Annotated in this window: 5 protein-coding genes; all 5 read right to left on the bottom strand. The window is 27.3% G+C overall.

All coding sequences use genetic code 11. The annotated features are described in order from the left end of the window. Positions 1–115: 115 nt before the first annotated feature. Positions 116–1,093 carry a GYF domain-containing protein gene (locus Q0F58_RS15240; RefSeq protein WP_294378375.1) on the bottom strand — a complete coding sequence of 326 codons (978 nt, stop codon included), beginning with the start codon at positions 1,091–1,093 and terminating at the stop codon, positions 116–118. 89 nt (positions 1,094–1,182) lie between these two features. Beyond that, positions 1,183–3,846 carry a hypothetical protein gene (locus tag Q0F58_RS15235; RefSeq protein WP_294378373.1) on the bottom strand — a complete coding sequence of 888 codons (2,664 nt, stop codon included), beginning with the start codon at positions 3,844–3,846 and terminating at the stop codon, positions 1,183–1,185. A 4-nt stretch (positions 3,847–3,850) separates the two neighbouring features. After that, complete coding sequence (locus Q0F58_RS15230) at positions 3,851–6,325, bottom strand: reverse transcriptase domain-containing protein (RefSeq protein WP_294378370.1); 2,475 nt, start codon at positions 6,323–6,325, stop codon at positions 3,851–3,853. A gap of 25 nt (positions 6,326–6,350) precedes the next feature. Then, positions 6,351–7,256, bottom strand: a complete 906-nt coding sequence (locus Q0F58_RS15225; protein WP_294378368.1) for a DUF4238 domain-containing protein — start codon at positions 7,254–7,256, stop codon at positions 6,351–6,353. Between the two features lie 331 nt (positions 7,257–7,587). Then, a partial coding sequence (locus tag Q0F58_RS15220; protein WP_294378365.1) for a nucleoside-diphosphate sugar epimerase/dehydratase occupies positions 7,588–8,850 on the bottom strand: 1,263 nt, incomplete at its 5' end.

Below are 8,850 nucleotides of genomic sequence, written 5' to 3'. Positions count from 1 at the left end.
GAACAGATCCGATTGACAATGACATTGTATCATTTCAAATCGGATCTTTTAATATGGGCTCTATTTGACGCTTACTAATAAAAGAAGGAATAGTGTGAGAACTATTCCTAAATATTTAGTCTTTTGCGAAACCATTAATATGACTCTGAAGGATGCAATAGGATACTAAAGATAATTGAAGTATAGATAATACCATTAATACAATACTGTCGTCACTAGGATGATGTCCATTACTTCTTGTAAGACTTGATACCATCTTGCCAGCTTTCCATAAGTAGTATAGTAAGTAGATTCCACATGTCACAATACCAAGTACTACAACAAGTCCTGGTTCAGCACCTTTTTCTTGGTTTTGACTTTCACATAAATCATTTAAGTCATGTGCAATTGTATATAGCCAATAAATACCATAGATTCCACAAGTAACTATACTTAATACTACACATAGTCCAATACTTTTTTCTTTTACAACTCCAGTAGTATATGAAAAACTTGGTTCTACATGCACTCTTTCATTACCTGCAAGCTCTGTATTCTTTAATCTTTCCCAATCTTGCATACCTGTTTTCCATACAAAACTATTTCCAGTTAAGATACCACTATCCATAAATCCTTTCATGTCCGATTCACTAAAAGGACCTTTAGAATCATTATTCTCTACATAATACCAATCATTAGAAGATGATGATGTAGAAATAAATTCATTCAATTCTGTATTCTCTAGTCTTTCCCAGTCTTTCATACTTGCCTTCCATACTAGAGTATTCCCATTGATTTCACCAGAAGTAATCTTAGCCTTCATCTCATCCACACTAAATGATCCTTTAGAGTCATTATTCGATACATAGTACCATTCTTTTACTGGTGTAGTTGATTCATTCTCATTCGCTGATTCTTCATCATTTGTTTCAACTTCAGATTGTTCTTCATTAGTTGTATCTAATGCTTCTTCTACATTACTCTCAGTTACTTCTTCAATCTTATCCACGACTGCAACAGGTACAACAATACCTTCTTCTTCTACCTTTGTTCCACAATTTGAACAAAACTTAGAATCATCACTTATTTCGTGCCCACAATTTTTACAAAACATATTAAATCTTCCTCTCAATTGATTCAATTATAAAATGAATACTTTCTTAACTCAACTACTTAAGAAAAACTTAAGATTCATTTCTATGTTTACATTTCTTTTTTTAATCCAAACAAACATGAAATCAATCTAGGATCCTTCATACATTTTTTTGGAAACACAGCTTTTTTTGGCATATTAAATTCTCGAATCAATGGAAAAAAAGCTTTATCTTCATCGATTTCTATTTTGCCATATAATTGTTTCGCTAATTTGAAAATTTGTGCGTTATTATTGCCAAAATCAATCTCATGAATTTTTTCGATTTCGTATTTTACATCTATTGATTTAAAAAAATCGTCAACTTTACCTTGCCAAGAATTATCTTTCTTATTATTGTCATTATTAGTATCAATATTTGTTTTATCGATATGAGCGTAATTAAGAAATACACAAGTAACACTATCTATATTATTTTTCAGCATAATTTCTTTAATTGAAACTTTTTGACCTTTACAATAATATTTATTACTTCGATCTTCCTTTGTTTTACTTGCTTCAGAAAAGTAATTTTTTAAATTATCCACAGTTTGTTTTCCGCTCAAGACAGTATCAAAAATAAAACATATTTTTTTTATTTCTTTTTTCTCAATGCAATATTTGCCCTTATAAAAAGCCAATTCCTGTAAATATAACGAATGTTCTCTAAATTTTTCCTCTCTTAAATAATTTTCATATATTCTAGTTAAATTATTATCTGTACTATATTTTTCTTTAGGAATAAATAAAACATTTGGCTTAAGCATTGATTTCACCTGAGCACATGCTTCTTTAAAGTTTGTTACTTTATGATAAGAAATCAATTTCATAAAATTTTCTTGTTTTTTAACAGTTATATCATAAATAAACAGATGATTTAATATTCTAATATAATGGTTACTTTTATCATTACACTCCACGCCATCCAGACTCAATAATATATTATCTTGTAGTTTTATTTTATCAACAATTAAATTTGGTAATTTTATATTAGTTGGATCTATGAATTCTTTATATGGATTTAAATTGTCATTGATATCTCTTATGAGATCACGAATTTTTAATCCTTTTTGTAATCGATCATTCAAATAGTAATTACCCTGATAATGCAAACAATCTCCTTCATCCAAATCATTTTCATCCAAATCATTTTTTATAATTTTGTTTTCATCAATTTCTTCATTGTTGGAATCCACATAAATGTTGCGATTTTTCTTTCTTTTAATAATATCTTTTGTTGAATTTAGCACAATTTCCTTATCATCATCATTTAAAATACACGATAATATTTCTTCACATGGAAGTTCAAAAGCGAGCCATTTCAAATTTGCAATGTCTAAATTGTAATCATTATTTACATAATCTGTATCTTTTGTGAACGTACTGATAAACTCACTTAATGCACTAATTCTTTCGGTTGTTGGTATACTTTTTAGCCATGTTAAAATCAGTCCATTTTGATAATGATTAACACAATCGTTTTCAAAATTCATAAAAGCATCTTTTTTGCAATTATTATTAATCAATAACAATTCCACAAGAGAGCCATATAACACAAAATCAAGTCCTTTTTCCCTTAACATGTTTTGATAATATTTTTTCAGTATATTTTCAATCACTGTATTTGAATTATTTGAATTAACTCTTGATGCTCTTTTAGCATTAATCAAATAATTATCATTACCACAAAATGGATTGATTAGTTTCACTTCATCATTATCAATATATAAAGAATTTTTTAAAAATATATTTTTTGCATTTTGTTGTAAAAGCATAAAAGTTAAATCTAATTTAGATTTTAGATCATCTCCTTTTAGTATTTCATCTGTACTAATAAACTTAACAGCATCACTTAATTGAAATTCAACAAAATATGCGATAGCTTTTCCGTTATTGTTTATTTCCTTTTGCACATTAGCAATGTGATACTTATTTAAGATTTTCTTATCAAAATATGACTTATCCGGATGTCTAATATAAATTTCACGTTCATTTCTAATGATACAAATTACCTTGTTATGTTTTAGATTCAATTTCCATTCTTCATTCTCACCTAAAAAACTATTTTTAATATCTGCCATATACTCTATAAGTTTTATATTATAATCATTTGACATTTGGTCCATAATTTTCTTTTTATCTTTAAACTTATTTGTTTTAAATATTTCTAAAGCAATTCTCAACTTATAAATTAATTTATCATCCCATACATCATTATGATAATCATCATTCAGCAATACATGAAATAATAATTCGCTAATAGGAAAATATAAAGATTCATCATCATTTTGAATTCTAAAAACATATCGTATAGTTTCTAGTTCACTACATATTGCATCCATATCCTGTAGCATCTTGTCAAACAAGGAATTATTTTGTTCTAAGATGTTATTATATAAATCCTTTAAAAAGCTAAAAACTAGGAATCTTGATGGATTTTCAGTTTCCTGGAGTCTCGATGAATTTTCAGTTTCTTCGTTTACTATATTAACAATATTTTCAAATGATTTCTTATAAGCTTTTATTAAGCAATCATTTTTTAATTGTTCATCTTTGATAAGACTTGAAATTTGATAAAACACATCAAGAGCAATCCCTTTACAATTATCTATTTCAAGTGTATTTAACTTTGAAAAGTCTTCTATTAATTTTATCAACTTGTCATCGTCAGCGATAGGTAAAATCAGAGATTCTAAAATTTGATTTAATTCATTTTCAACATCATTAACATGCATATTTTTATTTACTCCATCTTTTGATACTTTGAATAATATTATATTCTGAATTGTCAATTTCTTCTAAATTTAATTTTTTCAAATAATGATCATAGATTTCAATAACAATTGATTTTTCTAACTGACCATTATATATATTTAAATATAGACAACTGATACAATTTTTAAAATTGATTGAATTTGGTTTAATAAGCAAAAGCAGCTCCTTTTCAAGCGCATAATTTAATAACTCTTTATTTGAAAACAAATAATTATAAAACTTTTTAAAAGTACTTCCTCTACCATATTCAGATTCGAAAATATTTTTTGCATACTTATAAAAATATTTTTCAGTATAGTATGTATCCGTCTTATATCCAAAAAGATAACTTACGTCATCAATATTAAAACTATCTTTTAAACATTCTATAAAGATTCTTCGTTTTTCATATTTATCTCTTAAATAATCTGTTTCCGAATATTGAAAGTTATAATTAAACCTATCTTTTCTTAAAATTAAGTTTATATCCTTATTACTTAAATCTTCGATTCTGCCATATATATATGTTTTTTCTTCATTTGTCTTTAAATTGTAATTTGACAACAATTTTTTTATGTTTTGCATTAAAATATCTGCATCAACATCTTCTTTGTAAAAGATTATAATGTCGTCAACATAGCGATATAATACATAATTCTTTTTAAGAGTATCTGCTGTTTCAGGTATTCTTTCTAAGATACGGTTTAAAAATAATTCAGCAATGATTCTTGCGTATGCAGGTCCCTGAGGTATACCAATACGTACATTATCATCATTGACTTTTCTCATTAGTCTTTCATTATAATCAATTAGTTTTTTCATTATACTTTTATCTTGTAGAGAAAAACCATCTGAAAGCCCACGATAAAGTGACAAAAAATCAATATTATCAAAATAATTTTTTAAATCAATTGTCATTACTCCCCAATCTCCCAAAAAAGGTATTTCTATATAAGACTTGATTTTATCAATGTAATTTCCCCATGAAGTATACCAATTATAAAATAAATTGGTATCAGATAAAAAAGAAACATTATAACTATATGATTTTAAAAGTGAACCATGTCTATACGCAATCATTAAAGCCAATTGCGTTGTAATAATTCTTTCTTCAGTATTCAAAACCACCATATTACGTTTTTTTGTGCTTGATTCTTTTCTAACATAAACGTAATAATTATTTAAAGGAATTACATCATCTGAATCAATAATACGTTTTATTTTCTCATTCAATATATGAATATCATATTTTGTTAAATCATTAATTCGAATCCATTCAGTAATCTCTAGATTCTCATCATTGTCAAGCATATAATTAGTTTCTTTACGAACTGTTGCTTCTAAATCACCTAATAAATCTAGTTCATTTTTAATTATATTATTCTCTTCCAATGATAAATTTAGTTTTTCTGCTAAATATTCAAGCCCAGTTTTCGTTTTATCAATACTTTCTTCAATATCCATATCGTAAATAGAATATAGGTATTCAAAAGTTGCTGGTCTATATTGATTTTTTAAATTTTTAATCCTTTCACTCGTTATTTTTTCATCATATTGAATAGTTCTTCTAAAAATAGACTTTAATAATTCACTATCATTCAAAGGAGATAAAGTACCTAATAATACATACCAATCTTTTTTCTCTAAATAACTATAATCCAATCTTGTGAAGATTTCTTTAAATACCTTTGTTTCTGACAATATGTCTATAATTTGATTGCATTCAATTTTATACTCATCATTCACAATTAAATTTTTATATTTATTAAAATTCAATGTGTTATTTGTATAACCTAATTTATCTAATACTTTTATGATGTTATTTCTTCTATAACCGTTTAAAATAGATAATTGATTACGATAAAAATCTAAATCATAATCATCCTGTCGCTCATAAGATTCTTTAAAGAAAAATGATTTACCACCTGATTTATGAGTTGATAAAGGAAATTTAACTTGCTTACCAACACGATTGCCAATATATGAATCAGTTTGAGGAAACAAATCAATTCCATACTTGTCATTTAAATTAACTCTATTACTCAAAGTTTTTATTACCCAATAACCAATTTCTTTATCTACTGGAGAATCAAAAATTATCCAAACATGTATCCCTCGACGTCCAGAAAATTCTGTAAGATATGATATTTGTAATTCATCAAGATAGCTTAATAAATCCGTCTTGATAATAGTATATAAATCAGTAATCTCTTCTTCATCAGCTGATTTATCTTTACAATCGAAATCTAAACAAATCCACTTTATTTTTCCATTACCATATGACTGTTGATAACAACCCGCAGATCCATTATTCAACAACATATTCTCAATAAGCGAAGAATCATATTGAATATATTTTGTTATATATCTTCCATCATTTTGTTGTATAGCAATAGCATGTGGATTCACAACAAATAAATCAAATTCTATTTTTGATATTGCTTTTATTATTTCTTCCATCCCAATCATTCTCCTATTAGAAATCTTATTTTTTGATACATTTTAAAGTTGAAATGATTAACTCTTCATTATTAGAATAAACTTGCGCATTACATGATTCCACAACAATTCTATTGTAATAATTGACAAATTTTTTATCATCCACATACCTAATCATTCTATCTCTACATTTTAAAAATGTTTGTTCACCATAGAGACAAATCAATATTCTAGGTGTAATCGCATAGTATACTTCAGTATGATCCTTTATTAAACCAACATTAAATAACTTGGTTTTGTCTGTTTTTGAATTTCGAACAATAACAGGTTCATCACTAGTCAACAAACAATCTTCAGGAAAAACATAAATAATCCATGCTTTTTCAAATAAGACTTCAGCTAGTCGATCAATTCTATCTTGATTAAACAATTGTTCTAATAAAACATTTTTTACAAATTTTTTCTGACACACTTCTTCTATAATATGATCCAACATTGATAATTGAACATTTCCAAGCTCTTGAATTATCTCCTTTTCCATATCCTTTGCGATGACTGGAGCAAGTTTAAAGCCATATTCAAATGTATGTTTACCTCTTAAAAGTTGAAAAATAATAATATATGAAAAATCATTTTTTAATTCTTCAGACATTAAATAATCATTATTTAAAACATTATAACTTGTACATATTTTAATAAGCTTTCTCATACAACTTCCAATTATCGGTTCAATTTTTTTACCAAAATACTTTTCCAAATAATATTTATCACTAAGATTTTCATCTGTATAAATGTTATTTTTTAATGCAACATTGTCAATCTTTGTTTTAAATAACTTTCGTTCAGATTTGTCATAAGCATATATTTCATATTTTTTATTATTTAATATTGCAAATCTTTCTAAATACAATTTTGGAACATAGTGTTGTCTAATTGGTTCATTATGCTTCATATAACCACCCACATATAATTATCAACTTTTTTCTTTTATTTTACCATATTTGAATTAACCTAAACAAAAACGCTTAAACTTTATTTGACAGTATTTCATAAAAACCATATAAGCTTACTTAAACAGTAAATGATTCAATGATGGTTTAATTAATAGTGGCTCTCTAAGTGGATTTAGTGGCTCTGAGCAATGGATTGCATGGCTCTGTCCAAATGGATTAGGTGGCTCCGCCACCATGGAATACTCACTTTGCACTCACTATCTATCTGGCATATCCAAATTATATAGTAAGATAATTTAAAACAAGCTGAGATTACCCCAGCTTGAATATCTATTCTTTAATCATGTCCATTAAGACTTCTTTGATTTGAAGTTTGTCATCTGTTTGATTCATTAAATCTTTTAGCTTATTTAATTTAGAATCTACTTCTTTTGAATCAATATCCATCTTTTCGTGTACAAAGATTAGATTGTTGTCCGTCTTATGACATTCTTCCATTTCTAAAGCTAATTCTTCAAACATCTTTTCTCCAGGACGCAATCCAATTTCTTGAATTTCAATGTCTCTTCCTGGTACGAGACCTGCTAATCGAATCATTTTGTCGGCTAAATCCCAGATTCTGACTGGTTTTCCCATGTCTAATACAAAGATTTCTCTTTCATTCGCATAAAATCCTGCTTGTAGTACTAATTGAGCGGCTTCAGGAATAGTCATAAAGTAACGCTTTATGTCTTTGTGTGTTACAGTGACTGGACCACCATTTTTAATTTGTTCTTTAAAAATAGGAATAACAGAACCATTAGATCCTAATACATTACCAAAGCGTACAGCCGCCATATGAATACCACACTTAGTATTTCTTGATTGCATATACATTTCTGTCATACGTTTAGTAGCGCCCATTACGTTTGTTGGATTTACAGCCTTGTCTGTTGAAATCATGATAAAACGAGATATACCACAGTCACAACATGCATCAATCACATTCTTCGTTCCAAAGATATTATTTCTAATTGCTTCTGTAGGACGGTCTTCCATTAAAGGTACATGTTTATGTGCTGCCGCATGATAAACTACATCTGGTTTATAGTTTTTCATTAGCTTATAGATTTCTTCTCTTTCACGAATGGAAACAATTAAAGATTCTAGTTGAATGGAATCATTCATTTGTTTCTTTCGCTTCATGACTAAGAATTCTTGTTTAAGCATATATAGTGCATTTTCATTAATATCCACCATAATTAATTTAGAAGGATTAAAATGAATGATTTGACGACACAATTCAGAACCAATAGATCCACCGGCTCCGGTAACACAAACCACTTTATTCGTAAGATAAGAACCAATCTGATCGACTTTTAAGTCAATACTAGGACGGTTCAATAAATCCTTAATATCAATATCTTCAAATGAAATATGATTACTTTCATCATTTCCAACAAAGATACGCATGATTTTTGTTGGTATAGAAGTGGACGTACATAAATCTAAGATTTCTTGTTTTCTTTCGTCAGTAACAGAAGAAATGGTAATAAAGATACAACGAACATTGTTCTCTTGACAAATACGCTCTACTTCAGAAATAGTTCCAAG

This window comes from uncultured Clostridium sp., from assembly GCF_934754915.1.
GTDB lineage: Bacteria > Bacillota > Clostridia > Clostridiales > Clostridiaceae > Clostridium.
The sequence above is the reverse complement of the archived record's forward strand: the minus strand, read 5'-3'. Positions and strand labels throughout refer to the sequence as shown.

What these genes read in the sequence shown, in the direction of transcription:
- Q0F58_RS15230 (WP_294378370.1), bottom strand. Translation starts at nt 6,325, where the DNA reads ATGGAAGAAATAATAAAAGCAATATCAAAAATAGAATTTGATTTATTT.
- Q0F58_RS15240 (WP_294378375.1), bottom strand. Translation starts at nt 1,093, where the DNA reads ATGTTTTGTAAAAATTGTGGGCACGAAATAAGTGATGATTCTAAGTTT.
- Q0F58_RS15225 (WP_294378368.1), bottom strand. Translation starts at nt 7,256, where the DNA reads ATGAAGCATAATGAACCAATTAGACAACACTATGTTCCAAAATTGTAT.
- Q0F58_RS15235 (WP_294378373.1), bottom strand. Translation starts at nt 3,846, where the DNA reads ATGCATGTTAATGATGTTGAAAATGAATTAAATCAAATTTTAGAATCT.